Origin of the sequence: Streptomyces sp. ISL-1 (assembly GCF_018614585.1) — a bacterium.
Classification (GTDB): domain Bacteria; phylum Actinomycetota; class Actinomycetes; order Streptomycetales; family Streptomycetaceae; genus Streptomyces; species Streptomyces maoxianensis.
In genome coordinates this window covers 21,187-47,883 of sequence record NZ_JAGGOI010000016.1, presented here as the reverse complement: position 1 = coordinate 47,883, position 26,697 = coordinate 21,187, and the positions used below count along the sequence as shown (strand labels likewise).

Genomic DNA, 26,697 nt, shown 5'->3' with positions numbered 1-26,697 from the left:
CGCTGGTTGAGCGCAAGGGCTTCCCCTCAGCGCTGTTTCCGCAGGTCAGAGGTCGTATGGCTCCGTTGGTCCATGGGTGCCCCTGGTGCTACATCGGCAAGGCCCGCTTCGAGAAGGGACTCGCGGCCTTCGCCCACCGCGACGAGGTCGAGGTGGTCCACCGCTCCTTCGAGCTCGACCCGAGCCGGGCCAAGCACGACACCGCTCCCGTGGTCGAGATGCTGGCGAAGAAGTACGGCCGCACCCTCGACGAGGCCCGCGCCATGGAGGAGCACGTCGCCTCCAACGCGCGCTCCGAGGGTCTCGGCTACCGCACCGAGGGCCGCGACCACGGAAGCACCTTCGACATCCACCGGCTTCTGCACCTGGCCAGGGCTCGCGGCCGCCAGGACGAGCTGCTGGACCTCGCCTACCGGGCGAACTTCGCCGAGGAGCGCTCCGTCTTCGACGCCGAGGTCCTCGTGGACCTCGCGGCCGAGGCCGGTCTGGACGCGGACGAGGCAAGGGCCGTCCTCACCGACGAGGACGCCTACGCAGACGACGTACGGACCGACGAGCGCGAGGCCGCCGAGCTGGGCGCGACCGGGGTGCCGTTCTTCGTCCTGGACCGCCGTTACGGAGTCTCGGGCGGCCAGCCCGCCGAGGTCTTCACCCAGGCGCTCGAGCAGGCGTGGCAGGGCCGGGCGATCACGCCGATCGGCGCGGATGCCGGGGCCTGCGACGCCGACGGCTCCTGCGAGGTTCCGCAGGCCTGATCCGGCGGCCGGCGGCGGGCGGCCGACGATTGAGCGCTGCTGTGGAGTGCCCTTCAACGATTCGCGATTGACCAGCGGTTGACTGGGCCGCAGGGTGATCCCATGGAGACCCTGGGCGGCGCCGAGTTCGCGCCGCAGATGACGTATCTGAACACCTCCAGCTGCGGGCTGCTGCCCCGCCGGACCGTCGCGGCCGTGAAGCTGTTGGCGGACGAGCTCGCGGCCGGGCGGCCCGCCGGGGCCGGTGACTTCTCGGCGGTGACGGCCGCCCGGCAGTCCTTCGCGCGGCTGACCGGCGTGGAAGCGGGGCGCGTGGCCGTCGGCGGTTCCGTCTCGGTGCACGTCGGGCTGATCGCGACCTCGTTGCCACCCGGCGCGGAAGTCCTCTTCCCGGAGGGGGAGTACGCCTCGGTCATCACCCCCTTCGTGGTGCGCGGGGACCTCAAACTGCGGTACGCGCCGCTGGAGGGCCTGGCCGACGCGGTGCGCCCGGGTACCTCGCTGGTGGCGTTCTCGTCGGTGCAGTCCTCCGACGGCAGGATCGCCGATCTGTCGGCCGTCCGAGCCGCGGCGGCCGCGCACGGCGCCCGTACGCTCGTCGACGCCAGCCAGTCGGCGGGCTGGCTGCCGCTTTCCGCGGCCGCCTGGGACTTCACCGTCACCGGCGGCTTCAAGTTCCTGCTCTGCCCGCGCGGCGTCTCGTTCCTCACTCTGACCGAACAGGCCCAGGAGTCCCTGGCGCCGATCCACGCCGGGACCTTCGCCGCCGAGAACCTCTGGGAGACGACATACGGGCCGATCGAGGATCTGGCCCACTCGGCCCGCCGGTTCGACGAACCTCCGGCCTTCCTCTCGTACCACGGCGCCGAGCAGTCGCTCTCGCTGCTGGAGGAGATCGGCATCGACGCGGTGCACGCGCATGACACTGCGCTCGCCCGCAGGTTCCGGGCGGGGCTCATGGAGCTCGGCCATCGGCCGGTGCCGGGCGATTCCGCCGTCGTGGCCGTGCCGGAACTCGGCCACCGGGTCCCCGAGCTGGCCGATGCGGGAGTCATCCTCTCGGAGCGGGCCGGCAATCTGCGGGCCGCCTTCCACCTCTACAACTCGGCCGCCGAAGTGGACCGGGTGCTCGACGTCCTGTCCGGCTGACGGGGGCAGTCCGCGGTCTGGACGCAGAGGTTCTCCTCGACCCTGCCGAGCAGCCGGATCAGCTCCCGGCGCTCGTCCGGGTCGAGCCCGGCGAGCGTGTGCTCCTCCAGATTCGCCCAGGCCTCCTCCACCGAGGAGTGCAGTTCGCAGCTCTCCTCCGTGGCCTCGACGAGCACCGCGCGACGGTCGCCCGGGTCGGGGCAGCGGCGGACGTGTCCGGCTTGCTCAAGACGCTGGAGCATCTTCGTCACGGTGGAGGGGTCGAGCTCGACTGCCTTGATCAGCTCCGACTGGCGCACCGGGCCCGCGTCCCACAGGTGCATCATCACGAACTCCTGCCCCGGATAGAGGCCGGCTCCCCTGAGCAGCTTGCCCGCCACCATGCGGTGCAGCCGGGCGACCCGGGAGACGGCATGGCTGACCGGCCCGCCGAGCGCCGAGCTCGGCAGCGGCTCGGTACAGACGGGGTCGGCCGCGGTCTCGGGCTTCATCGGGCCTCCTCGGGAGGTGTGGCGACTGTCTGGTGGACAGTGTCCCTAAAAATATTACCTTGGTCGGCCAACTAATGGTCTACAGTGGCTCTCGGCCCGATTGCTTGGCCGACCACATAATTTCTTGGGGAGATTTATGACCACCGCATTCGACCCGATCGACCTGTCCGGCACACAGCTGGGCAACCGGATCGCCATGGCGCCGATGACCCGTAGCAGGGCGCACGGGGAGGGTCTCACCGTCACCGACTCCACCGTCGAGTACTACGGCCAGCGTGCCTCGGCAGGCCTCATCATCACTGAGGGCATCCAGCCCTCGGTCGTCGGCCGCGGCTACCCGAGCACCCCGGGCCTGCACAGCGCCGAGCAGGTGGCCGCCTGGCGCAAGGTCACCGACGCCGTGCACGCCAAGGGCGGGAAGATATTCGCCCAGATCATGCACGCCGGACGCATCGGCCACCCGGTGCTCTTCGCTGACGGCCGGTTGAGCGTGGCCCCGTCCGCCGTCGCCGCCGCCGGTCAGCTCTACACGCATGAGGGTCCCAAGGACTTCGTCGCCCCGCGCGAGCTGCCCGGCGACGAAGTACGCGCCATCGTCGGCGAGTTCGCCGAGGCGGCCCGCAACGCCATCGAGGCCGGCTTCGACGGCGTCGAGCTGCACGGCGCCAACGGCTACCTCATCCACCAGTTCCTCGCCCCCAACACCAACCTGCGCACCGACGAGTGGGGCGGCTCCGTCGAGAACCGCATCCGCTTCGCCGTCGAGGTGACGAAGGCCGTGGCCGCGGCGATCGGCGCGGAGCGAACCGGGCTGCGGCTCTCTCCCGGCAACCCGTACAACGACATCGCCGAGACCGACCCGGAGACGGTCTACCCCGCGCTGGTCAAGGAGCTGGAGCCGCTGGGCCTCGGTTACCTGCACATCGTCGAGATGGTCCCGGGGCTCAGGGACGTGACGCTCGCGCTGCGCAAGCAGTTCAGCGGCACCTTCATCCTCAATCCGGCGACCGAGGGGCCGACCGACCACAGGGCACTGGGTCTGATCGAGGACGGGACCGCTGACATCCTCGCCTTCGGCGCGCTGTTCCTGGCCAACCCGGACCTGCCCGTCAGGCTCAGGTCCGAAGGTCCGTACAACACCCCGGACACCGCCTCGTTCTTCGGCGGTGACGACAAGGGCTACATCGACTATCCGACCCTGTAAGGCAGTTGTACGAATGGGCCGGGCGCCCCTCTCCGCGAGAGGCGCCCGGCCCATTCGTACCGTGCGACCTAGCGCACCGGAGTGAAGTCCCGCGCACCGATGTACGACGGCCGGGGCACCGGCGCGGCGAAGGGCGTGACCGCCGCGTTCTCCACGCTGTTGAAGACGATGAAGACATTGCTGCGCGGGTACGGGGTGATGTTGTCCCCGGAGCCGTGCATGCAGTTGCAGTCGAACCAGGTCGCGGACCCGGCCCTGCCGGTGAACAGCCGGATGCCGTGCCGGTCGGCGAACCGCGTCAGCGCCGCGTCCGAGGGCGTGCCCGCGTCCTGCATCTGCAGCGACTTCTTGTAGTTGTCCTGCGGCGTCTCGCCCGCGCAGCCCAGGAACGTCTTGTGCGACCCGGGCATGATCATCAGCCCGCCGTTCGTGTCGAGGTTCTCGGTCAGCGCGATCGAGACCGAGACGGTGCGCATGTTCGGCAGACCGTCCTCGGCGTGCCAGGTCTCGAAGTCCGAGTGCCAGTAGAAGCCCGAGGCGCCGAAGCCCGGCTTCACATTGATACGGGACTGGTGGATGTACACGTCCGAGCCGAGGATCTGCCGGGCTCTGCCCACCACCCGCTCGTCGCGCACCAGAGCGGCGAAGATCTCGCTGAGCTTGTGCACCTCGAAGACCGAGCGCACATCCTGGGACTTCGGCTCGATGATGGAGCGCTCGTCGGCCCGTACGGCGGGATCGGCGATCAGCCGGTCCAGCTCGGCGTGGTAGAGCGCGACCTCGTCCTGCGAGATCAGCTCGTCGACGGTGAGGAAGCCGTCGCGCTCGAACTCCATCAGCTCGGACGGAACGATGGGCCCCGGAGCGCCGGGCGCCGACCAGAGGACCGGGTCCTCACGCGGGGTCGTCACCTCGTTCACGCCACGAGTCGGGTACAGGTCGGTGCGTACGGGCGCGGTGGTCATGGATCAGCCCTCCTCGGTGAGCAGCGGATAGATGCCGTTCTCGTCGTGGTCCTCCCGTCCGGTGACGGGCGGGTTGAAGACGCAGACACAGCGGAAATCGGTCTTGGGACGCATGGTGTGACGCTCGTGTCCGTCCAGCAGATACATCGTGCCGGGCTCGATCCAGTGCGTCTCGCCGGTCTCGTCGTTGGTGAGCTCGGCCTCGCCCTCCACGCAGAGCACGGCCTCGATGTGGTTCGCGTACCACATCGACGTCTCCGTACCCGCGTACAGCACGGTCTCGTGCATGGAGAAGCCGACCTTCTCCTTGGCGAGCACGATGCGCTTGCTCTCCCAGGTGCCGGACGCCGCCTTCACATGGCGGTCGGTGTTCTCGATCTCCTTGAACGATCGGACAATCACGGTGACTTGTCGCCTTTCCTGTTCGCGCGGGGTTCCCGCAGGGGTGCGTACGGGGTGTGTCAGGCCGTCTCGCGGACGGAGCGGGCCAGTATGCGCAGGCCCTGGTCGAGCTCCTCGGGGGAGATGGTGAGCGCGGGCAGCAGCTTGACCACCTCGCTCTGCGGGCCGGAGGTCTCAAGGAGCAGCCCCAGCTCGAAGGCGCGGGCGCAGATCGCCGAGGCGCGCGACTTGTCCTCGAACTCCAGGCCCCACACCAGACCGCGGCCCCGGAAGCTCACGCCCGGCTCGCCGCTCTCGCCGGCGATGGCCAGCAGCGTCTGCTCGACCTGCTCGCCGCGGGCGAGGGTCTGCTTCTCCATCTGGCCGTCGGCCCAGTAGGTGTCGAGCGCGGCCGCGGCGGTGACGAAGGCGGGGTTGTTGCCGCGGAAGGTGCCGTTGTGCTCGCCCGGCTCCCAGATGTCCAGCTCCGGCTTGAACAGGCAGAGCGCCATGGGCATCCCGTAACCGCTGATCGACTTCGACAGGGTGACGATGTCCGGCGTGATGCCGGCCTCCTCGAAGGAGAAGAAGCCGCCGGTGCGGCCGCAGCCCATCTGGATGTCGTCGACGATCAGCAGCATGTCCTGGCGGTGGCACAGGTCCTGGAGCGCGCGCAGCCACTCGGCGCGGGCCACATTGATGCCGCCCTCGCCCTGCACGGTCTCGACGATCACGGCGGCCGGCTTGTTGAGCCCGGAGCCCTGGTCCTCCAGAAGGCGCTCGAACCAGATGAAGTCCGGCACCTGGCCTTCGAAGTAGTTGTCGAACGGCATCGGTGTGCCGTGCACCAGCGGGATGCCGGCGCCGGCCCGCTTGAAGGCGTTGCCGGTGACGGCGAGCGAGCCGAGCGACATGCCGTGGAAGGCGTTGGTGAACGAGACGACGGACTCGCGCCCCTTCACCTTGCGGGCCAGCTTGAGCGCCGACTCGACCGCGTTGGTACCGGTCGGGCCCGGGAACATGACCTTGTACGGAAGGTCGCGCGGCCGCAGGATCACATTCTGGAACGTCTCCAGGAACGCGCGCTTGGCCGTGGTGGCCATGTCCAGGCCATGGGTGATGCCGTCGCGCTCGATGTAGTCGATCAGCGCGCGTTTCAGCACCGGGTTGTTGTGTCCGTAGTTGAGTGATCCGGCTCCGGCGAAGAAGTCGAGGTAGGTGTGGCCGTCTTCGTCGTGGAGGTAGCTGCCCTGCGCGCGGTCGAACACAGCGGGCCAACCGCGGCAGTAGCTGCGCACCTCCGACTCCAGGGTCTCGAAGACACTCAGGGCGGGCGGGGTGATGGTCACAGCAAGTCTCCAGATGTGGGGGTCAGGCGGAGAGGGGGCCTATGCGGTACAGCACTTCCGGCTCGTGCGTTCCCTCGGGGAACATTCCGCCGTCGAAGAGGACTTCACGTGTAAGTGGCGCGCCGTTGCGCTTGGCGTACGACGTGAACAGTCGGTCGGACGCGGTGTTGTCGGGGGTGACGGTCGTCTCGACCTCGCGCACCCCGCGCTCGCCCGTGACCTTGGCGGTCAGGGCGTCGAGCAGCACACCGGCGAGCCTGCGGCCGCGGTGCGCGTGGTCGACGGCAACCTGCCAGACGACCAGGGCCTCCGGGCGGTCGGGGCGCACATAGCCGGTGACGAAGGCGATCGGCTCGCCGTCACGGCCGCGCGCCACCAGCGAGGTGGCTGCGAAGTCGCGGCACCACAGCAGATAGCTGTACGAGGAGTTGAGGTCAAGGACCTCGGAGTCGCGGGCAATGCGCCAGATCGCGGCTCCGTCCTCCACTCGGGGGGTGTCGATCTCCGGGAATTCGCTTGTGGGGGGGTTGGCTCGTACAAGGTCTTCTTGTGCGGCGGTCATGCCGAGGAAACTTACCGAGCTAATTCAGAAAATGCATTGTGGGAAGGGGTTGGGTCGAGCGCCTCATTGTGTTATCGCGCGGGCGCGGCGATCACTGCGACCCTCGATGGTTTGTGGTGATTTGTTCCGTAAATAAGGGATGAACCGGACGCCTTGTGGAGTCGGTCACATATCCGTAACGACAGCGAGACCAGTCCGAATTACGTCGTTCGATCCTCTCGAAAATCTTGGCGTTTAGGATCGTGAAACGGGGGCAGAAGAATGTGGGAAGCTGCCTGAAATAAAGCACCTTCCCGCATTCTTAATTAACGCAGACTTTGATGCAATGGGAAATGCTGTTCACTGTCGCAGTCACCGTCGGCATCAGGCCGTCGTGACCGCGCGCCGGGCCGCTTCCAGGTCCACCGCCGCGCCCGCCCCGGCGAGCGCCGCCCCAGGTGTCTTCGGGCTCTCGGCCGAGGGGACCCAGCGCCTCGTAAAGTGCTCGATATGAGCGATCACACGGTGCTGCATGTGAAGGGGCGGGTGCTCGTCGGGCCCGAGGAGGCGCGGGACGAACTGTGGGTGGTGGACGGCAGGATCACCTACGACCGGCCCCGCGCCGAGGCCGTCACCGTCCAGGGCTGGGCGCTCCCCGGCCTGGTCGACGCGCACTGCCACGTCGGGCTCGACCACCACGGCGCGGTCGACGAGGCGACCAGCGAGAAACAGGCCCTCACCGACCGGGACGCGGGCACGCTGCTCATCCGGGATGCGGGGTCCCCGTCCGACACCCGCTGGATCGACGACCGGGCTGACCTGCCGAAGATCATCCGGGCGGGCCGGCACATCGCGCGCACCCGCCGCTACATCCGCAACTTCGCCCATGAGATCGAGCCCGACGACCTTGTCGCGTACGTCGCCCAGGAGGCCCGGCGCGGCGACGGCTGGGTCAAGCTCGTCGGCGACTGGATCGACCGGGATACCGGGGACCTGACCGCCTGCTGGCCGCGCGGCGCGGTCGAGGCGGCGATCACCGAGGCGCACCGGCTGGGCGCGCGGGTGACCGCGCACTGCTTCGCCGAGGCAGCGCTGAGGGACCTGGTCGAGGCGGGCATCGACTGCATCGAGCACGCCACCGGGCTCACCGAGGACACCATCCCGCTGTTCGCGGAGCGGGGGGTGGCGATCGTGCCGACGCTGGTCAACATCGCCACGTTTCCGGACCTCGCGGCCGGCGGCGAGGCCAAGTTCCCTGTCTGGTCCGCCCATATGCGGCGGCTGTACCGGCGCCGCTACGACACGGTGCGCGCGGCGTACGACGCGGGGGTGCCCATTTTCGTCGGCACGGACGCGGGCGGCTCGCTGGCGCACGGTCTGGTGGCGGCCGAGGTGGCCGAGCTGGTGAAGGCCGGCATCCCGCCGCTGCGGGCCCTGTCCGCGACGGCCTGGGGGGCGCGTGAGTGGCTGGGCCGCCCGGTGCTCGAGGAGGGCGCACCGGCGGACCTGGTGGTGTACGACGAGGATCCGCGGGCTGACGTCAGGACGCTGGCGGGGCCGCGGCGAGTGATCCTGAACGGCCGGGTGATCGGCTGACGGGACACCCCGCCGTGTTGACCGAGCGTGACCCATGGCCGAAAACCTTCGTTGAAGCACTCCGCGCCTGCTCCCACGAGGTCGACCGGCGCACCACCCTGTCGCCGTGACAAGCGTGGCTGAGGGGAACAGCCGTGCCTCAAGAATCGAATATGAGCGCGGAAACCCCACTTTGGGGTGAACTCACGTCAGGTGTCAGTCAGTTCACTCTCAGTGCGTAAAGATTCCGGTGTCCTGGTCGCCGCCGCCCACGCGCGTCCCCGTGGCCGGCAGGCGACGCCGTGTCTCTTGTGGGGGTTCCACCACCTTGAACAGCAACACCTTCCGCATGCCTGTCGCACGCCGCTGCGCCGCCGTCACGGCCGCCGCCGCGCTGGTCGCCGCCCCCATGGCCCTCGCGGCCCCGGCGCACGCCACCGGGGGCGGCGAGGGCCGGGCGAGTGCGGTCGTGCTCCGTACCGGTCTCGATGTGTCCCTGCTCAACAAGACCGTCGACGTCCCGCTCAAGGCCACGCTCAACGAGGTGCAGGCCCCGGCGAGTGCCGAGAAGACCGCGCTGAGCGTGCGGTTGGACGGGGTTGACCAGGGCAGGCCCTTCCAGGTGCTGCGCGCGGACGTGGCCACCGCGAAGGCGACCGTCGACAAGCACAGGGCCGAGGGGTACACCAACCTCGTGCGCGCACGGGTGCATGTGCCGGGGCTGCCGCTGCGCTCCCTGATCGAGGTCGAGAAGGTCACGTCCAAGGCCGTCTGCGAGGCGGGCAAGCAGCCGGTCGCCGAGTCGAATGTGCTCGGCCCGGTGACGGTGCTCGGCAAGAGGACCACGCTTTCCACCGGGGGCACCACCCGGGTCGAGGTGCCCGGCACCGGCGAGGTGACACTCGATCTGTCGAAGACGCACACCACGTCCCGTACGGCCGCCGCCACCGCGCTGGAGCTCAAGGTCTCGGTCAACCCGGCGAAGCTGAACGTCGCCGAGGTGACCGGCGTGGTCACCCTCGTCGAGGCGAAGTGCGAGTCGCCCAAGGCCGGTGCCCCCGCCACACAGGAGCCGTCCGCCAAGCCGAGCGAGGGCGTGCAGGCCCAGTCCGGTGAGACTCCCGCGGAGGAGAACCTCGCGGAGACCGGCGGCAGCGCCACGACGATGTACATCGCGGGCGGGGCGGCCCTGCTGCTCGCGCTCGGTGGAGGCGCGCTGCTGCTGGTCCGCACCCGCGCCCGGCGCCCGAGGACGGACCTTCGGCCCGAGCCGGGCAGCGGCACCGGACAGGCAGCCCTCAGGCATCGCGCCCGGGAGGCCAATGCAGGAGGCCCAGGTGTCGCGCCGGGGAGGCCAAGGAGACAGGCCCGGTCGTCGCAGACCGTACGCCAAAGCCGGAGGTCTAGTCGCCCACCATCGCCAGCGCCTGGTCGAGCGCCTGCAGAAAGCGGTTGGTCGTCACCCGGTCGCGTACCGCCAGCCGCAGCCAGCCGGGACCGAGACCCGGAAAAGTGTCGCCGCGGCGGGCAGCGAAGCCCAGGCCGCGCAGCCGCTCCCGCACCTCGGCGCCCCGCCGGACATGTACGAGCACGAACGTGGCCTCGGCCGCCGCCACCACCCGTACCTCCTCGAACTCCGCTAGCCCCGCCAGCAGATGGGCCCGTTCCGTCGCCAGCAGATGGGCCGCCTGCTCGGCCTCCTTGAGCGCGGCCGGTTCCATGCACGCCTCGGCCGCGGCCAGCGCGGGCGTCGACACCGGCCACAGCGGCTGGGCCCGCTCCAGTGCCTCGACGGTCTCCGGCTCGGCCAGCACATAGCCGATACGCAGGCCTGCCAGACCCCAGGTCTTGGTCAGGCTGCGCAACACCACAAGGCCCGGCACGTCGGTCCGGGCCGCCAGCGCCTCGGGCTCGTCCGGCACCGCGTCCATGAAGGCCTCGTCCACCACCAGCAGTCGCCCGGGACGGGCCAGTTCGGCGAGGTCGGCTGCCGGATGCAGTACGGAGGTGGGGTTGGTCGGATTGCCGATCATCACCAGATCCGCCGCGTCGGGCACGGCAGCCGGGTCGAGCCGGAAACCGTTCTCCTCCCGCAGCAGCAGCCGTGCCACCTCGTGCCCCGCGTCCCGCAGCGCCGCCTCCGGCTCGGTGAACTGCGGGTGGACCACCAGCGGGTGACGTACCGTCAGCGCACGCGCGAGCAGGACGAACGCCTCCGCCGCCCCCGCCGTCAGCAGCACCCGCTCCACCGGCAGACCGTGCCGACGCGCGATCGCCGCCCGCGCTGCCCGCCCGTCCGGATAGGCGGCGACGCCGGCCAGCGAGCCGGCGATGCGCTCACGCAGCCAGGCCGGGGGAGTCCCCGCGCGGACATTGACGGCGAGGTCGGTGAGATCGGCGTCGCGTACCTCCGCGTCACCGTGGTGACGCAGATCGTGTGCGTCAGTGTGAGTGCGCATGGCTGCCGTGGTGGTGATGGGCGTTTGGGTGCCCGTGACCGTCGTGGTGCCCGTCGTCGTCCGGGTGGAAGTGCGGCTGCTGCGGAAGGCCCACCTTGTTCTCGAAGCCCGGCAGCGCGATCCGGTACACGCAGGTGTCGCAGTTCATCCGGATGTCGCCGGCGACGGCCTCCCGGTAGCGCTCCATCACCAGGTCGAGCAACTCCTCGGCCGGGCCGATCACATCGGCCGAAGCGACCTCCACCTCGGGATGCGCCGCCGCCCAGCCCTGCGTCTGCTGAACCACCCGGTCCGGCAGGATCCCGGTGAACAGGAAGTACGGCAGCACCACGATCCGGCGCGCCCCCAGCTTTACGCACCGGTCCAGGCCGCTCGGCACATCGGGCGCGGCGAGCGACACGAACGCCGTCTCCACGCCCGCGTAACCGCGCCCCTCCCACAGCAGCCTGGCCGCCTTGTGCACCTCGGCGTTGGCGTCCGGGTCGGTCGAACCGCGGCCCACCAGCAGCACGGTCACATCGGCGCGGTCCGAGGGCGTACGGGAGACGGAGCCGAGCGCCTCGTCGAGCCGCCGCTCCAGGACGCGCAGCAGCGAGGGATGCGGGCCGAGGGGACGGCCGTAGGTGTACGAGATTCCGGGGTGCCGCTCCCGCTCGCGGGCCAGCGCTGCCGGGATGTCGCCCTTGGCGTGCCCGGCGGACACCAGCATCAGCGGCACCGCGGCGAACCGCTGTACACCGCGCTCCACCAGCTCGGCGACGGCTTCGCCGAGCGGCGGCGGGGACAGTTCGATGAAGCCGCCCCCGACGGGGAGTTCGGGATGGCGCCGCCCCAGCTCCCGTACGAAGTCCCGGAAGGCCTCGGCCCCGGCTTCGTCACGGGTGCCGTGGCCGGCGATGAGCAGTGCGGGCGGGGTGGTCACGCGTTCTCCTTGAGGTGGGGGTGGTGCGGCTGAGCTTGCGGCGGGTGCGGCGGGTGCGGCGGGGCTAGGGGTGCGGCGTCGGTGCGGTGCGCGGCGAGGTGTGCCCGCGTGGCCGGCGGGGTGGCGTCACGACTGCCACCGGTAGCCGCGCGGGGTCACCATGCGGCCCGCGATCTCGCGCGTGGCCGTGTTGCCGACCGTCACGACCGTCATCATGTCCACCATCGCCGGATCCAGTCCGGCAAGTGTCGTGAGGTGGCTTGATTCGTCCGGCCGGGACGCGTTGCGTACGACACCCACCGGCGTCCGCGGCTCCCGGTGTCCGGCGAGGATCGACAGCGCCTTCGGGAGCTGCCAGTCGCGGCCGCGGCTGCGCGGGTTGTAGAAGGTCACGATGATGTCCGCCTCCGCGGCGGCCCGCACCCGGCGTTCGATGACCTCCCACGGTGTGTGCAGATCGGACAGGCTGATCGAGACATGGTCGTGCCCGAGCGGCGCGCCCAGGATCGCGGCGGCGGCCAGCGCCGCGGTCACGCCGGGCACGCCCACCACGTCGATGTCGTCGGACGCCTCGGCCAGCGCGGGGGAGGCCATCGCGTACACGCCCGCGTCACCGCTGCCGATCAGCGCGACCGCGTGCCCGGCGCGGGCCTCGGCGACAGCCGTACGGGCCCGCTCCTCCTCCGCGCCCAGGCCGGACTCGATGACCCGGGTGCCGGGCCTGAGCAGGTCGCGGATTTGGTCGACGTACTGATCGAGCCCGACGAGTACGGACGCGCGCCGCAGCTCCTGCGTGGCGCGCGGGGTGACCAGATCGCGGGCCCCGGGGCCGAGGCCGACCACTGCCAGCCGGCCGCGCGGCGTCCTGCGCACGACCGCGCAGGTCGCCATCGCGGCCTGCCCCTCGGGGCTGGACTTCCGCTTGGGGACGAGGAGTTCACCTCCGCCCGCCAGCGCGGCGGCCTCTGCGACGGACGGTGTGCCCACCGCGACGAGCGGCGCGCCGGACGGGTTCGGCACAGCGATCTCGGCGAGCCGCTCGGCGGCGTACGTCACCAGGGGCACCCCGAGCCGCTCCGCCGCCCCGACGATGCCCGGCTCGTCCGCCTTCGCGTCCACGGTCGCCAGCTCCGCGACGCATCGAACCGACAGCCCCGCATCGCGCAGCGCCGCCTCGACCAGCGAGAGGATCTCCTCGACGGGAGCGCCCTTGGAGGCACCGACCCCGACGACCAGTGACGGCGGCCGCAACACGGCTTCGTACGCGCCGGTTTCGACGAGTCGGTCCGTGACATGGAGAGCGGCGGCAGCGCCCTCGCCCCCCGGCGTCACATTCCCCGGCAGCGGCGGCAGCGGCCACACCGCGTCCGCCCGCAGCGCCACCGGGTCGCCGTCGAGCACCGCCCGCGTCACGGACGCGACCGCGCCCTCGACCGGCCAGCCGAGAGTGTCCAGGCCCGGGATCCCGGCCGAGTCGGTCGCCGTGGTGATGACCGGCTCCGCACCGAGAACGTCACCGACCGCCGCCGCCAGGGCGTTCGCGCCGCCGCCATGGCCGCCCAGCAGGGAGACGGCGTACCGCTGCCCCTCGTCCACACACACCACGCCCGGATCCGCCGACTTGTCCGCCAGCAGCGGGGCGACAATCCGTACGACCGCGCCCGCCGCCAGGAAGCACACCAGCTGCTCGCACTCCGCGAAGGCCCGCTCGACGCTGTCGCGCACCGGCCCCTGGTACACCTTCGTGCGGCCGGGCCACGCCGCCGCCAGCCGGTCACGGGCGCCCGCGCCCGCCGCCGTCGCTGAGATCAGGCCGATCACTTCTGCGTCGCTCCTTCGATTGCTCCTCCGATTGCTCCTTCGTTCGCGCCCTGTGCCCGCAGCGCCTTGCGGGCGGCCGGGTCGGCCTTCCGGAAGCCGTGGAAGTGCCCCGGGTGGTAGAGGTGCGAACGCGTCCCGGAAGCCGCCAGCGCCGGCCCCACCAGGAACAGCGTGTGCTTCCAGAGCTTGTGCTCCTTGACGGTCTCCTCCAGCGTGCCGATCGTGCAGCGCAGGATCAGCTCCTCCGGCCAGGTCGCCTGGTACGCCACGACCACCGGCGTACTCGTCGGATAGCCGCCCTCCAGCAGCTCCTGCGTCAACTGGCCCGAGCGGGCGGCCGACAGGAACAGTGCCATCGTCGTGCCGTGGCGGGCGAACTCCCGGACCTCCTCGCCCGGCGGCATCGGCGTCTTGCCGCCGCCGAGCCGGGTCAGGATCACGGACTGCGCGACCTCCGGGATCGTCAGCTCGCGGTGCGCGATCGCCGCGACCGCCGAGAACGACGAGACGCCCGGCACGATCTCGACGTCTAGGCCCAACTCCACGCACCGGTCGAGCTGCTCCTGCGTGCCGCCCCACAGGGCGGGGTCGCCGGAGTGGATGCGGGCCACCTTCAGGTCCTCGTCGTGGGCCCGCTCGTACACAGCGACGACGTCCTCGAGAGACATCGCCGCCGAGTCGAGGATCTCGGCGCCCTCGCGTGCGTGGTCGAGAACGTCGGCCTGCACCAGGCTCGCCGCCCAGATGACGACGTCGGCCTCGGCGATGGCCCGCGCGGCCCGGAACGTCAGAAGATCGGCGGCGCCCGGGCCGGCGCCGACGAAGGTCACCTTGCCGTGGGTGGCGGCATCGGCCATCAGCAGTGGTCCTCTCGGATGGTTCGTGTCTTACGTGTCGCTCGTGTCATTCGGGTGGATCTGGATCTGGGACGTGCCATGAGGCGGGTCAATCCGCTAGCAAGGGCGCATGGCGGTGTTCGTCGCGCTCGGCGCGTTCCTCATGACGCTGTTCGGCGGCTGGACGGCTGGGCGCGTCACCGACCGCCGCCACCTCGTTCTTGGCCTGGCCGGCGGGCTGATGCTCGGTGTGGTCGGCCTGGACCTGCTGCCCGAAGCACTTCAGGCGGCGGGCAACGAGGTGTTCGGAGTGCCGCAGGCACTGCTGCTGTTCGTCGGCGGCTTCCTCGCCGCGCACCTGATGGAACGGCTGCTGGCCGTCCGTCAGGTCGCACACTGCGCCGTTGACGCAGCCGCGCGAGGCGTGTCGATGAGTGTCGGTGGCCGGGCGGCGGGCGGGGGAATCGCGCAGGTCGGTCAGAAGGCGGGGTCGGGCGGGGGAGTCGGGCAGGTCGCTCTGAAGGCGGGGACGGGCGGGGGAGTCGCGCAGGTGGGTCTGACGGCGGCCGGGGCGATGGTCGGCCACAGCCTGATGGACGGCATCGCGATCGGCGCGGCCTTCCAGGTGGGCGAGGGCATGGGCGCGACGGTGGCGCTCGCCGTCATCACTCACGATTTCGCCGACGGCTTCAACACGTACACGATCACCAGCCTGTACGGGAACTCCCGCGGCAGGGCGATCGCGATGCTGGTCGCCGACGCGCTCGCGCCCGTCGTCGGCGCGGCGTCCACGCTGCTGTTCACCCTGCCGGTCGAACTCCTCGGCAGCTATCTCGGGTTCTTCGGCGGCGCACTGCTCTATCTCGCCGCGGCCGAGATCCTTCCCGAGGCGCATCACTCCCACCCCGCCCGCTCCACGCTGCTGTGCACGGCAGGGGGAGTGGGCTTCATCTGGCTGGTGGTGGGCCTCGCCGAGTGAGGAACTCACAACTTGCCCCCGCGGCCAGCGCGCGGCGCGGGCGCGATCAGCGTCGACAGATACGGCAACGGGCCGTCTGCCAGCTCCGCCGCCGGCCGGATCGACTCCTCGGGCAGCCCGAGCGCCGACCCCCACACCGCGTCCTCGGTACGCCCCGTCTCCCGCAGCGCGGTCGCCACCTCCGCAGCGAGCCGGCCGAACTTGTACGCGACGACCGTCCCTGGCCCCTCCAGAGCGTCCTTGAGCACGGCGGCCCCCGCGGTCACCGGCACCAGGGTCAGCGGCTCGGTGCCCTCGGTGAGAACGGCGCCGCTGCGGGCCGCGAGGTCCTGCATCGCGGTGATGCCCGGCACGGTCTCGACGACGACGTCCGGCACGAGTCCGCCGATGGTCTCGGCGAGATAGGTGAACGTGGAGTACACGTTGGGGTCGCCGATGGTCGCGAAGGCGACGGTGCCGTGGTCGCGCAGCAGCGCGGCGACGGACTCGCCGGCGGCGTCCCAGGCCGCCTCGCGGCGGGCCCGGTCGGTGCGCTCGTTGAGCGCGAATATGACCCGTACGACCTTCTCCGCGCCGACGTAGTGCAGGACCGTCGCCTCGGCGCGTCCCGGTTCGCCGCCGTCTTTTCCGTCGGGCGCCGCCATCACGGGTACGACGACGACGTCGGCCTCCTGAAGGGCGCGCACTCCCTTCACGGTCACCAACTCCGGGTCGCCGGGCCCCACTCCGACCCCGATCAACCTGCTCATCGCGTACACCTCTCAACGAATCGGCGGGCCGTGCCGGGCTCGGAGGCCCAGTGCGTATGCAGATAGCTCGCATGCACGCCCTGCTGTACGAACCCCTCGACGCGGCGCTCGGGCCGGTGCATCCCCCAGGCGGGGGAGGGACCCGCCGCCGGTTCGACGACGGTGCGGTGGAACTCGTGCCCGCGCATACGCGTCCCGGCCGCGGCGAGCGTGCTGTCGCTCACCGCGACGGCCTCGCGGTAGCCGAGCGTCAGCCGCTCCGCCATCCGCGCCTCGGCGTCCAGCACCCCGCACATCGGCTGCCCGTCCAGCGACCGTGCGAGATAGAGCAGCCCGGCGCACTCGGCGGCGATGGGCGCACCGGAGTACGCCAGCTCGGCGACGGCCTTGCGCAGCGGCTCGTTGGCGGACAGCTCGGGGGCGTACACCTCGGGGAATCCGCCGCCGATGACGAGTCCCGCGGTCCCGTCGGGCAGCTGCTCGTCCCGCAGGGGGTCGAAGGTGACGACTTCGGCGCCGGCGGCGGTGAGCAGTTCGGTGTGCTCGGCATAGGAGAAGGTGAATGCGGGGCCGCCGGCGACGGCGACGAGCGGCCGACGGCGGGCTTGTTCCCCGGGGCTCCGCCCCGGACCCCGCGCCTCAATCGCCGGCGAGGCTGAAAATGTCGGCCTGGCCGCACAATCAAGCCCCTCCGGCGATTGAGGAGCGGGGGTCTGGGGGCGGAGCCCCCAGTTACGGGATGGGGGTCCCCCCACGCCCGCAGGGCGTAGGGGGAGGGCGGGGTGGGGAACAGCGCCGCAGGCCACCCCCGGGTCCCACGCCGCGTCCGGCAACGCGGGCGCGCTGCGCGCCAGCGCGAGCAACGCCTCCAGGTCGCAGCCCTCCCGCACCCGTGACGCCAACGCCCCCACCGACGCCACCGCATCCGCCCGCCGCTCCGCGACCGGCACCAGCCCCAAGTGCCGTGATGGCGAGGCCACTTCAGCCATACGCCGCAGGACCCCCAGAACCGGCACCCCGCCCTCCTCCAGCGCCTCCCGCAACAGCTCCTCGTGCCGGTCCGACCCGACCTTGTTCAGGATCACGCCCCCGATCCGCACCTGCGGATCCCACGACGCGAACCCGTGCACCAGCGCCGCCACCGACCGTGACTGCGACGACGCGTCCACCACCAGCACCACCGGCGCCCGCAGCAGCTTCGCCACCTGTGCCGTGGACGCCAGCTCACCCGCCCCCGCCGCACCGTCGTACAGTCCCATCACGCCCTCGACCACCGCCAGGTCGCATCCCGCCGCGCCGTGCGCGAACAGCGGCGCCATCAGCTCCGTACCGCACAGATACGGGTCCAGGTTCCGACCCGGGCGGCCGGTCGCGAGACAGTGGTAGCCCGGGTCGATGTAGTCCGGGCCGACCTTGTGCGGGGACACCGAAAGCCCCGCCGCGACGAAAGCCGCCATCAGGCCTGTCGCGACGGTGGTCTTGCCGCTGCCGGACGACGGCGCGGCGATGACGAGACGTGCTACCACTCGATGCCCCGCTGCCCCTTCTGACCGGCGTCCATCGGGTGCTTCACCTTCGACATGTCGGTCACCAGATCGGCGAAGCCGACGAGCTCGGCGGGAGCGTTGCGGCCGGTGATGACCACATGCTGGGTGCCGGGCCGGCCGCGCAGTACGTCGATCACCTCGGCCGTGTCCACCCACCCCCAGTGCATGGGGTACGTGAACTCGTCCAGCACATACAGCTGGTACGTCTGGGCTGCCAGGTCGCGCTTGACCTGCTCCCAGCCCTCACGCGCCGCGTCCTCGTTGCTGAGCTGTCTGTCGCGCTGGACCCACGACCAGCCCTCGCCCATCTTGTGCCAGGCGACCGGGCCGCCCTCGCCGGAGGCGCCGAGGACCTTCAGCGCGTTCTCCTCGCCGACTTTCCACTTCGCGGACTTCACGAACTGGAACACCCCGATCGGCCAACCCTGGTTCCAGGCGCGCAGCGCGAGCCCGAACGCGGCCGTCGACTTGCCTTTGCCGATCCCCGTATGCACGACGACGAGCGGGCGGTTACGGCGCTGACGCGTCGTGAGTCCGTCTTCCGGCACGACGGCCGGCTGTCCCTGTGGCATCAGGCTGCCCTCCTTGATCCTTGGACGTCGCGGACGAGCCCGGCGATGGAATCGGCCCGCAGTTCGTCGAGGGTGACGGCGGTGCCGCCGAGATCGCGCGCAAGCGTGCCGGCAAGACCGAGGCGTACCGGCCCGGACTCGCAGTCCACGACGATCGCGGCAGTGCCCTCCGCGGCGTGCAGCCGCGCGGCCCGCGCCGCCAGCGCGACCGGATCGACCCCGCCCGTCGCGCGGCCGTCCGTCACCACGATCAGCAGCGGGCGGCGGGACGGGTCGCGCAGGCGCTCCACGCGCAGTACGTCGTGCGCCCGAAGCAACCCGGCCGCCAGCGGCGTACGGCCACCGGTCGGCAGCGTCTCCAGACGCGCGGCGGCCGCCTCCACCGACGACGTCGGCGGCAGCGCCACCTCCGCATCCTTCCCGCGGAAGGTGATCAGGCCGACCTTGTCGCGCCGCTGGTAGGCGTCGAGCAGCAGCGAAAGCACCGCGCCCTTGACCGCGCTCATCCGCTGCCTGGCCGCCATCGACCCGGAGGCGTCGACGACGAACAGCACGAGGTTGCCCTCGCGCCCCTCCCTGGTCGCCTGCCGCAGATCGTCACGCCGGACCACCAGGCCCCGGCCGCTGCGCCCGCGCGCCCGCTGGTGCGGGGCCGCGGCCTGCACGGTCGCCGCCAAGTGCAGCTTGGTGAGGGCCCCTCGGGGCCGCCGGGCCCCCGTCGTACGGCCGTGCTCGGTCCGCGCACGGGACCTGCGCCCCGCCGCGCCCTCGCCCAGACCGGGCACGCTCAGCATCTTCGTACGGAACGGCTCCGCGGCCCCCGCGGCCTGCTGCTCCCCACCGCCCGCGCGCTGCGGCTCCCCGCCCTCGGCCTCCTGCGGCGGCGCGGCCGTGTCACTCTGCCCGGCGTTGCCCTGCCCCGGATCGCCCTGCCCCGCGTCGTCCTGCGGCGGTGCGTCGGGACCGTCCTGCGGCGGGCGGCCACCGCCGCCCGGACCGTCGGGATCCGGGTCGTCCTCCCCGTCGCCGAACTCCTCCAGCGTGTCGTCGAGCTTGTCCTCGTCCAGACCGGGCGCGTCGAAGGGATTGCGCCGACGCCGATGAGGGAGGGCCAGCAGAGCGGCCTGCCGCACGTCCTCGGCGAGTACGTCCGCGCGCCCCGCCCACGCTGCCAGCGCCGTCGCGGTCCGCGCCATCACGATGTCCGCCCGCATGCCGTCCACCTCGAAGGCCGCGCAGGTCGCGGCGATCTGCCGGAGCGCGCCGTCCCCGAGCCGGACGTCGGGCAACAGCGCCCGCGCGGCCACGATCCGCGACCGCAGGGCCGCCTCGTCGTCCGCCCAGCGAGCGGCGAACACGGCCGGATGGTCGTCGTAGGCCAGCCGCCGCCGCACCACCTCCACCCGCTGGTCGGGCTCGCGCGAGGCCGCAACCTCGACGGTGAGCCCGAAGCGGTCCAGCAACTGCGGCCGCAGTTCGCCCTCTTCGGGGTTCATGGTCCCGACGAGCAGAAAACGTGCGGCGTGCCGCACCGAGACGCCTTCACGTTCGACGTACGACGCGCCCATGGCGGCCGCGTCGAGCAGCAGGTCGACCAGATGGTCATGCAGCAGATTGACCTCGTCGACGTAGAGAATCCCGCGGTGCGCGTCCGCGAGCAGCCCCGGCTCGAAGGCCTTCACGCCCTCGGCCAGCGCCCGCTCGATGTCGAGGGCCCCGACCAGCCGGTCCTCGGACGCCCCGACGGGCAGCTCAACCATCCGCGCGGCCCGCGCCACACCGCCGCCGGCCTCGTGCGGACCGTCGGGGCACGCCGGGTCGGGCGCCGCGGGGTCGCAGGAGAACCGGCACCCGGCGACGACCGACACCTCGGGCAGGAGGGCGGAAAGCGCCCGTACGGCAGTGGACTTGGCGGTGCCCTTCTCGCCCCGCACGAGCACACCGCCCACGGCGGGTGAGACGGCGTTCAGCAGCAGCCCGAGCCGCAGGTCGTCCATGCCGACGATCGCGGTGAAGGGGTAGGGGGTGCTCATGCGGCCTCCTCGATCGTGTTCGGGCGACGGACGGCCTTCGGCCGTGTCCTCGATCGCCGGACGGGCTGCATGTGCAGCCTCGCCGGCGTATGAGGCGCAGGGTCCGGGGCGGAGCCCCGGTTCTTGAAGCCCGCCGCAGACGTAACCCTCACGCGTCCCCCTCCAAGTCGCCCTCGAGCTCCAGGTACGTCTGTCGAAGCCGCTCCAGCGTCTCCTGGTCCGGCTCCGCCCACAGCCCGCGCTCGGCCGCTTCCAGCAGGCGCTCCGTGACGCCGCGCAGCGCCCACGGGTTCGACTTCTGCATGAACTCCCGGTTCTCCGGGTCGAATACATACTCCGCCGACAACTTCTCGTACATCCAGTCGTCGACCACGCCCGCCGTCGCGTCGTACCCGAACAGGTAGTCCACCGTCGCGGCCATCTCGAACGCGCCCTTGTACCCGTGCCGCCGCATCGCCGCCATCCACCGCGGATTGACCACCCGCGCGCGGAACACCCGGTGCGTCTCCTCGCCCAGGGTGCGCGTCTTCACCTGGTCCGGCACTGCCGAGTCACCCACATACGCCTCGGGCGACTCACCCGTCAGATGCCGCACCATGGCGACCATCCCGCCGTGGTACTGGAAGTAGTCGTCGGCGTCGACAAGATCATGCTCACGCGTGTCGATGTTCTTCGCGGCGACCGCGATCCGCCTGAACGCCGTCTCCATGTCCCCGCGCGCCGCCCGCCCTTCCAGCCCGCGCCCGTACGCATAGCCGCCCCACACGGCGTACACCTCGGCGAGGTCGGCGTCCGAGCGCCAGTTCCTGGCGTCGATCAGCGGCAGCAGCCCGGCTCCGTACGCCCCCGGCTTCGAGCCGAAGATCCGCGCCGTGGCCCGCCGCCGGTCGCCGTGGGCTGCCGTGTCCTCGTCCGCGTGCGCCCGTACGTAGTTGACCTCGGCCGGTTCGTCCAGCTCCGCCACCGCTCGTACGGCATCGTCGATGAGTCCCACCACATGCGGGAAGGCGTCCCGGAAGAAGCCCGAGATCCGCACCGTCACATCGACGCGGGGCCGTCCCAGCTCCTGCGCCGGCACGATCTCGAAGCCCGTCACCCGCCGCGACGCGTCGTCCCAGACCGGCCGGCAGCCCAGCAGCGCCAGGATCTCGGCGATGTCGTCGCCCTGTGTGCGCATCGCGGAGGTGCCCCAGACCGTCAGGCCCACCGACTTCGGGTACGCGCCCGTGTCCGCCAGATAGCGCTCCACCAGCGAGTCGGCGAGCGCCTGGCCGACCTCCCACGACAGCCGGGACGGGATCGCCTTGGGGTCGACGGAGTAGAAGTTACGGCCGGTCGGCAGGACGTTGACCAGCCCGCGGGTCGGTGATCCGGAAGGACCTGCGGGCACATAGCCGCCGTCCAGCGCCAGTAGGATGTTGCCGATCTCGTCGGTCGTCCGGGCGAGCCGTGGCACGACTTCCTCGCAGGCGAACCTCACCACGGCGACCGCGTCCGGGATTTCGACCCCGAGCACATCCCGTACCATCCCGGCCGCAGCCGAGACGTCCCAGCCCCGCTGCTCCATCCCCTCGGCGAGGCGGCGGCACAGCTGCTCCAGCAGATCGATCGTGTCGGCACCCGACCGCGCGGGCCCGTCGACCAGCGAAGTCAGCTCCACCGGCACCTTCACCGCCGCGCCCGGCTCGGTGAGCAGCGACTTCTCCTCGAGGCCGAAGTGCTCGGCGAGGGCGGCCCGCAGCCCCGGCAGGGCGTTCGCCCGGCCGCCCCACACCTGGGACGCGCGCAGCACCGCCAGTACGAGATTGACCCGGGCCTCCGCCTCCGGCCCGCCGCCCAGGATGTGCAGACCGTCCCTGATCTGGACGTCCTTGATCTCGCAGAGGTAGCCGTCGATGTGCATGACGAACTCGTCGAAGTCGCCGTCGTCCGGCTGCTCGTCGATATGCAGGTCGTGGTGGAGCTCGGCGGCCTTCACGAGCGTCCAGATCTGCGCCCGTACGGCCGGGGCCTTCGTCGGATCGAGATCGCTGACGAGTGCGTACTCGTCGAGCAGCTGCTCCAGCTTTGCCAGATCGCCGTAGGTGTCCGCGCGCGCCATCGGCGGCACCAGATGGTCCACGACCGTGGCGTGACCGCGGCGCTTGGCCTGGGTGCCCTCGCCGGGGTCGTTGACGATGAACGGGTAGACGAGCGGTAGTTCGCCGAGCACCGCGTCCGGGCCGCAGCCCGCCGACAGGCCGAGGCCCTTGCCGGGCAGCCACTCCATGGTGCCGTGCTTGCCCATGTGGACGACCGCGTCGGCGCCGAAGGAATTGTCGAGCCACCGGTACGCCGCCAGGTAGTGGTGCGAGGGCGGCATGTCGGGATCGTGGTAGATCGCGATCGGGTTCTCGCCGAAGCCGCGCGGCGGCTGGATCATCACGACGACATTCCCGAACTGGAGGGAGGCGAGGACGATCTCGTCGCCGTCGACGTAGAGCGAGCCGGGCGGCTCGCCCCAGTGCTCCAGCATGCTGTCGCGCAGCCGCGGCTCCAGCTTGTCGAACCAGGCGCGGTAGTCGGCGAGCGGCACTCGGGCGGGAGCTGTAGCCAGCTGCTCCTCGGTCAGCCACTCCACATCGTGGCCGCCCGCGTTGATGAGCCGGTGGATGAGCTCGTCGCCGTTGTCCGGATACCCGTCGACGGCGTATCCGGCGTCGCGCAGGGCGTCCAGGACCCGTACCGCGGAGGCGGGCGTGTCGAGACCGACCGCGTTGCCCACGCGTGAGTGTTTCGTCGGATAGGCGGTGAAGACGATCGCGAGCTTCTTCTCCGCGTTCGGCTTGTGCTTCAACTTCGCGTGGCGTACGGCGATTCCGGCGACGCGACCGGCCCGCTCGGGGTCGGCGACGTACACCGGCACATCGTCGGGGCCCTGCTCCTTGAACGAGAACGGGACCGTGATCAACCGCCCGTCGAACTCGGGGATCGCCACCTGCATCGCCGCGTCCATCGGGGACAGCGCAGCGTCCGACGCCTCCCAGACGGCCCGCGACGAGGTGAGGCACAGTCCCTGGAGGACGGGCACGTTCAGGTCGGCGAGCGCCCCGATGTCCCAGGCCTCGTCGTCCCCGCCGGCGCTCGCGTCGCTGGCGCGCGTGCCGCCGGCGGCCAGGACGGTGGCGACCAGGGCGTCGGCCTTGCCGAGCAGCTCGTACAGCGCGGGGTCGGCGCCGCGCAGTGAACCGCAGTACACGGGAAGGGCGTTGGCCCCGCGCGCCTCGATCCGGTCGCAGAGGGTGTCGACGAAGGCGGTGTTCCCGGAGAGCTGGTGGGCCCGGTAGAAGAGCACGCCGACACTCGGCCGCCCCTCGATGTACGCGCGCGTGCCGTGCACGCCCCACTCGGGCATCTTCTGCGGCTCCGCGAAGCCCTGGCCGGTCAGCAGGACGGTGTCGGAGAGGAAGCGGGCCAGCTCCACCAGGTTGCCGGGGCCGCCCTCGACGAGATAGCGCAGCGCCTCGGCGACCACCCCGGCGGGCACCGACGACTCGGCCATCAACTCCGCGTCGGGGACTGTCTCTCCGCCGAGCAGCACGGTCGGGATGCCTGACGCGCGCAGCGCGGCGAGCCCGTCCTCCCAGGCCCGCTTGCCGCCGAGCAGCCGTACGACCGCGACGGACGCGCCCGCGACGAGTGCGGGCAGCTCCTCCGTCACATCGATACGGGTCGGGTTGCCGATCCGGTACGGCGCGCCGGAGGCCCGGGCCGCCAGCAGATCCGTGTCGGCGGTGGACAGCAACAGCACGGTGGTCTCGGTGCTCATGGCGCTCCAGGTGCGATGAAGGGAAGTCCTGAGGGTGCGCCCGACTCGATGAGCCGGAGCAGCGCACCGGTGTCCGTGTGCTCTTCGATGAGATCGCCGAGGCGGTCGAGCTGTTCCTCGCGCAGCGCGCCGAAGCCGGTGTCCGGCGCAGGGACGAAGCGGCGGCCCGCCGTCCGGGCGACCTCGCGCAGGAAGGCGCGGCGGAAGCCGTCGCTCTCCAGCGAGCCGTGCCAGTGAGTGCCCCAGACCGCCCCGACCCGGCAGCCGTCCAAGAAGGCTTCGCCACCGAGCACCTCGGCGACGCCGTGGTGGATCTCGTAACCCTCGACGGCTTCGCCGAGCGCCTCACCGACGGGCCTGGCCAGCGTCTTGTCGACGGCGAACCGGATGCGTACGGGCAGCAGTCCGAGGCCCGGGACACGGCCCGCCCGTGACTCGACCTCGTCGTCGATGTGCTCGCCGAGCACCTGGAATCCGCCGCAGATGCCCAGCACGGGCCTGCCCTCGGCGGCCCGCCGCTTCAGCGCGTCCGCGATCCCCCGCTCCCGCAGCCACTCCAGGGCGCGCACGGTCCCTCGCGTGCCCGGCACGACCACCAGGTCGGCGTCGACGAGCTCCTCGGCACGGTCCACGAAACGCACGACGACGCCCGGTTCGGCGGCCAGCGCGTCCACGTCCGTGAAGTTCGACATCAGCGGCAGGGCGCACACGGCGACGCGCAGCACGTCCTCGCCGACGGGCGGCGCGACCACCGACTCCCGTACCGCGCCGCGCAGCGAGACGCGGAGGCCGTCCTCCTCGTCGATGCCGAGGCCGTGCGCGAAGGGCAGCACTCCGTAGGTGCGCCGTCCAGTCAGCCCGTGCAGCATCTCCAGGCCAGGCTCGAGCAACGACACATCGCCACGGAACTTGTTCACCAAGTACCCCGCGATCAGCGCCTGGTCCTCCGCGTCGAGCAGCGCCGTCGTACCGAAGAAGGAGGCGAAGACGCCACCTCGGTCGATGTCTCCGACGATCAGCACCGGGAGCCGCGCGGCCCGGGCGACGCCCATGTTCACGATGTCCGTACGCCGCAGATTGATCTCGGCCGGACTTCCCGCCCCCTCGCAGATCACGGCGTCATACGTGCCCCGCAGCTCTTCCAGGCACTCCACGACCGTACTCAGCAGGGCTTCCTGCCGCCCGCCGTGATAGCCGCGGGCACTCAGCTCGCCGACCGGCCTGCCCATCAGCACGACCTGGCTGGAGCGGTCGCTGCCCGGCTTGAGCAGCACCGGGTTCATCAGCGCGCTCGGCTCCACGCGGGCGGCCTGCGCCTGCATGGCCTGCGCCCGTCCGATCTCCGCGCCCTCGCGGGTCACGAACGAATTGAGCGACATGTTCTGCCCCTTGAAGGGGGCGACCTTCACTCCCTGCCGCACGAGCCACCGGCAGATCCCGGCCGTGACGACGCTCTTGCCCGCGTCGGAGGTGGTTCCCGCGACCAGCAGCCCCCCGGCCCTCCGTCCGCTCATCCCCGCCCCTTTCCGGCGCGCCGCACGCGCAGCGCGTGCCCCGCCACGCGGCCCGCCGCGCAGGCCGCCAGTGTCAGCAGGCCGACGCGGCGCGAGAGCCGCACGGCACGTTCAATGTCGCCGAACTGCACAGGGCGGCCTCTGGCGTTGAGTACGGGACGGTGCTCGACGCGGCCGCCGTACGAGAGGGTTCCGCCGAGCCGTACGCCGAGCGCCCCCGCGAACGACGCCTCCACCGGGCCCGCGTTCGGACTCGGATGCTTCTTCGCGTCGTCCCGCCACGCCCGTAGCGCTGCGCGCGGATCCTGGCCGGCGAGCACCGTCAGACCCGCGGTGAGCCGGGCGCCCGGCCAGCCGGCCACATCGTCGAGGCGCGCCGAGGCCCAGCCGAACCGCCGGTAACGGGGCGACTTGTGGCCCACCATGGCGTCCAGCGTGTTGACCGCCCGGAAGGCCACCAGACCCGGCACACCCGCGAGCGCTCCCCAGACCAGCGCGCCCACCACCGCGTCCGAGGTGTTCTCGGCGACGGATTCCACGACAGCGCGGGCGATCTGCTGCTCGTCCAGGCTCTGCGGGTCTCGCCCGCACAGATGCGGCAGCCGCTCCCGGGCCACCTCCACGTCCCCGGCGGCGAGCGCGCCGCCGACGGCCCGTGCCTCCCGGCCCAGCGAAGTGCCGCCGACGACTGCCCAGGTGGCGGCCGCGGTCAGCGCGACGGACGCGGCGGAGCGGCCGCGTACCCCGCGGGCGAGGAGTGCGGCGGCAGCCGCGGCGCCCCCGGCGCACACGGCGGTGTGCAGCGCGCCCCAGCCACGGTGGTCGCGCCACAGGACACGCTCGACGGCGCCCGCCGCCCGGCCGAACGCGGCGACCGGATGCCCCCGGCGAGGGTCGCCGAGCAGCAGGTCGCCGATCAGGCCGGCGGTGGCGCCGTACGCGAAGATACGGTCGGCACGCATCGGTTCAGGCCGACGTTTCGCCTGGTTGGGCCCTTGTACTCACAGCAGGAACTGAACCGCAGCCGCGCATGGCGATATGTCCTCA

Annotated in this window: 21 protein-coding genes and 1 pseudogene; 6 read left to right on the top strand and 16 right to left on the bottom strand. The window is 71.5% G+C overall.

The features are described from left to right. Positions 1-56: 56 nt before the first annotated feature. Positions 57-755 (top strand): DsbA family oxidoreductase, encoded by a 699-nt coding sequence (locus J7E87_RS13250; RefSeq protein WP_215093381.1) that lies wholly within the window; start codon positions 57-59, stop codon positions 753-755. Between the two features lie 102 nt (positions 756-857). After that, positions 858-1,904, top strand: a complete 1,047-nt coding sequence (locus J7E87_RS13245) for an aminotransferase class V-fold PLP-dependent enzyme (protein WP_215093380.1) — start codon at positions 858-860, stop codon at positions 1,902-1,904. Here the strand turns inward: J7E87_RS13245 and J7E87_RS13240 are convergent. Then, entirely contained in the window at positions 1,853-2,395 is a 543-nt protein-coding gene (locus J7E87_RS13240) for a MarR family winged helix-turn-helix transcriptional regulator (protein ID WP_215093378.1), read from the bottom strand. The genes J7E87_RS13245 and J7E87_RS13240 overlap by 52 nt on opposite strands. 136 nt (positions 2,396-2,531) lie before the next feature. Here J7E87_RS13240 and J7E87_RS13235 point away from each other — a divergent pair, with 136 nt between their 5' ends. Continuing rightward, positions 2,532-3,599 carry an alkene reductase gene (locus J7E87_RS13235; protein ID WP_215093376.1) on the top strand — a complete coding sequence of 356 codons (1,068 nt, stop codon included), beginning with the start codon at positions 2,532-2,534 and terminating at the stop codon, positions 3,597-3,599. Between the two features lie 68 nt (positions 3,600-3,667). On the opposite strand, the gene thpD is transcribed toward J7E87_RS13235, so the two are convergent. Genes thpD through ectA form a run of 4 tightly spaced genes read right to left on the bottom strand, consistent with a single transcriptional unit; the run spans position 3,668 to position 6,856 of the window. After that, positions 3,668-4,564 carry an ectoine hydroxylase gene (gene thpD / locus J7E87_RS13230; RefSeq protein WP_215093374.1) on the bottom strand — a complete coding sequence of 299 codons (897 nt, stop codon included), beginning with the start codon at positions 4,562-4,564 and terminating at the stop codon, positions 3,668-3,670. A 3-nt stretch (positions 4,565-4,567) separates the two neighbouring features. Then, positions 4,568-4,966 (bottom strand): ectoine synthase, encoded by a 399-nt coding sequence (locus J7E87_RS13225; RefSeq protein ID WP_215093372.1) that lies wholly within the window; start codon positions 4,964-4,966, stop codon positions 4,568-4,570. A gap of 59 nt (positions 4,967-5,025) precedes the next feature. Then, entirely contained in the window at positions 5,026-6,294 is a 1,269-nt protein-coding gene (gene ectB / locus J7E87_RS13220) for a diaminobutyrate--2-oxoglutarate transaminase (RefSeq protein WP_215093370.1), read from the bottom strand. 22 nt (positions 6,295-6,316) lie between these two features. Further along, positions 6,317-6,856: a diaminobutyrate acetyltransferase gene (gene ectA, locus J7E87_RS13215; protein ID WP_215093368.1), complete on the bottom strand. Its 540-nt coding sequence runs from the start codon at positions 6,854-6,856 to the stop codon at positions 6,317-6,319. A 489-nt stretch (positions 6,857-7,345) separates the two neighbouring features. Here ectA and J7E87_RS13210 point away from each other — a divergent pair, with 489 nt between their 5' ends. Together J7E87_RS13210 and J7E87_RS35010 are read left to right on the top strand one after the other, a co-directional pair. Beyond that, on the top strand, positions 7,346-8,431 hold the full coding sequence (locus J7E87_RS13210; RefSeq protein ID WP_215093366.1) for an amidohydrolase family protein: 1,086 nt from the start codon (positions 7,346-7,348) through the stop codon (positions 8,429-8,431). A gap of 307 nt (positions 8,432-8,738) precedes the next feature. Beyond that, positions 8,739-9,653: pseudogene (locus J7E87_RS35010) on the top strand (SCO1860 family LAETG-anchored protein); the annotation flags it as partial. 160 nt (positions 9,654-9,813) lie between these two features. Here the strand turns inward: J7E87_RS35010 and cobC are convergent. From cobC to cobM, 4 genes are all read right to left on the bottom strand, one after another. Next, entirely contained in the window at positions 9,814-10,869 is a 1,056-nt protein-coding gene (cobC, locus tag J7E87_RS13200) for an Rv2231c family pyridoxal phosphate-dependent protein CobC (protein ID WP_215093362.1), read from the bottom strand. Continuing rightward, positions 10,853-11,791, bottom strand: coding sequence for a sirohydrochlorin chelatase (locus J7E87_RS13195; RefSeq protein WP_215093360.1), 939 nt, complete (start codon positions 11,789-11,791; stop codon positions 10,853-10,855). Before J7E87_RS13195 ends, cobC begins: the two co-directional genes overlap by 17 nt. Before the next feature lie 126 nt (positions 11,792-11,917). After that, entirely contained in the window at positions 11,918-13,612 is a 1,695-nt protein-coding gene (gene cobJ / locus J7E87_RS13190) for a precorrin-3B C(17)-methyltransferase (protein ID WP_215093358.1), read from the bottom strand. Next, positions 13,609-14,469 carry a precorrin-4 C(11)-methyltransferase gene (gene cobM / locus J7E87_RS13185; RefSeq protein WP_215093356.1) on the bottom strand — a complete coding sequence of 287 codons (861 nt, stop codon included), beginning with the start codon at positions 14,467-14,469 and terminating at the stop codon, positions 13,609-13,611. Before cobM ends, cobJ begins: the two co-directional genes overlap by 4 nt. Positions 14,470-14,578: 109 nt before the next feature. Here cobM and J7E87_RS13180 point away from each other — a divergent pair, with 109 nt between their 5' ends. Next, a complete protein-coding gene (locus J7E87_RS13180; protein WP_215093354.1) occupies positions 14,579-15,427 on the top strand; it encodes a ZIP family metal transporter in 849 nt (282 codons plus the stop codon). Between the two features lie 5 nt (positions 15,428-15,432). Here J7E87_RS13180 and cobI read toward each other — a convergent pair whose 3' ends face one another. The 7 genes from cobI to J7E87_RS13145 form a co-directional block, all read right to left on the bottom strand. Continuing rightward, entirely contained in the window at positions 15,433-16,176 is a 744-nt protein-coding gene (cobI, locus tag J7E87_RS13175) for a precorrin-2 C(20)-methyltransferase (protein ID WP_215093352.1), read from the bottom strand. After that, positions 16,173-17,702, bottom strand: coding sequence for a cobyrinate a,c-diamide synthase (locus J7E87_RS13170; protein ID WP_215093350.1), 1,530 nt, complete (start codon positions 17,700-17,702; stop codon positions 16,173-16,175). The genes cobI and J7E87_RS13170 overlap by 4 nt, the downstream gene beginning before the upstream one ends. Further along, complete coding sequence (gene cobO, locus J7E87_RS13165) at positions 17,696-18,295, bottom strand: cob(I)yrinic acid a,c-diamide adenosyltransferase (protein ID WP_215093348.1); 600 nt, start codon at positions 18,293-18,295, stop codon at positions 17,696-17,698. The genes J7E87_RS13170 and cobO overlap by 7 nt, the downstream gene beginning before the upstream one ends. Continuing rightward, on the bottom strand, positions 18,295-20,328 hold the full coding sequence (locus J7E87_RS13160; protein ID WP_215093346.1) for a putative cobaltochelatase: 2,034 nt from the start codon (positions 20,326-20,328) through the stop codon (positions 18,295-18,297). The genes cobO and J7E87_RS13160 overlap by 1 nt, the downstream gene beginning before the upstream one ends. A 148-nt stretch (positions 20,329-20,476) precedes the next feature. Continuing rightward, positions 20,477-24,136: a cobaltochelatase subunit CobN gene (gene cobN / locus J7E87_RS13155; RefSeq protein WP_215093344.1), complete on the bottom strand. Its 3,660-nt coding sequence runs from the start codon at positions 24,134-24,136 to the stop codon at positions 20,477-20,479. Continuing rightward, positions 24,133-25,650 carry a cobyric acid synthase gene (locus tag J7E87_RS13150; protein ID WP_215093342.1) on the bottom strand — a complete coding sequence of 506 codons (1,518 nt, stop codon included), beginning with the start codon at positions 25,648-25,650 and terminating at the stop codon, positions 24,133-24,135. Before J7E87_RS13150 ends, cobN begins: the two co-directional genes overlap by 4 nt. After that, positions 25,647-26,612 carry a cobalamin biosynthesis protein gene (locus J7E87_RS13145; RefSeq protein ID WP_215093340.1) on the bottom strand — a complete coding sequence of 322 codons (966 nt, stop codon included), beginning with the start codon at positions 26,610-26,612 and terminating at the stop codon, positions 25,647-25,649. The genes J7E87_RS13150 and J7E87_RS13145 overlap by 4 nt, the downstream gene beginning before the upstream one ends. Positions 26,613-26,697 lie beyond the last annotated feature (85 nt).